A 620-nucleotide genomic window follows, 5' to 3' on the forward strand; every position below is an offset into this window, starting at 1 on the left:
CTGTCCGCGGTCAGCAGGCTGCCGCTCGCCGGCCGCTCGAACAGCTGCCATCTGGTCGCGCCGATCAGCGAGACGTGGCCGGCGCCCTCGAACAGCTCGTTCTTGATGACGGCGTAGAGGACGTAGAGGCCACAGATCACGGTGAGGAAACCGAGGAAGTTCTGGCGCACGAAACGCCAGTTCCGCCGGTCACGGTGCTGGCGGAGCAGCAGATAGACGGCCGGCAGCAGGATGAGGCTCGTCTCCTTCGACCAGAAGGCGAAGGCCATGAAGACACCGGCCCAGATCGCCGCGCCGGCGCTGCGCCGGGGGGATGCCGCGCAGACCAGCGCCGCCAGCACCCACATCACGGCGATGTTGTCGAGAAAAGCCATCCGCTGGTACCAGACCGCGAGCGGCGCCAGCGAGAACAACAGGACCGCGGTGGCCGAGAAAACCCGTCGCAACGTCAGCCGACGGCCCAGCAGATAAAGCAGCGCGCAGCTCACCAGGTGAACGACGAACATACATTCACGGGCGGCGGCCACCGCTGTCGGCGCCCGCTCGAACGCGTGCGTGAACGTCGTGTAGACGGCGATGAGCAGCCATCCCCCGAAGGGATGATCGTACCAGTAGGTGTA

At 66.1% G+C, this 620-nt stretch carries 1 protein-coding gene; it reads right to left on the reverse strand.

Annotation, left to right across the window (positions count from 1 at the left end; translation table 11 throughout):
• Positions 1–620 (reverse strand): glycosyltransferase family 39 protein (locus NBW84_RS10645; protein ID WP_250284093.1); only part of this gene is annotated, 620 nt, incomplete at both ends.

Source organism: Protofrankia sp. CiP1_Cm_nod2, assembly GCF_920664355.1.
Classification (GTDB): Bacteria; Actinomycetota; Actinomycetes; order Frankiales; family Frankiaceae; genus Protofrankia.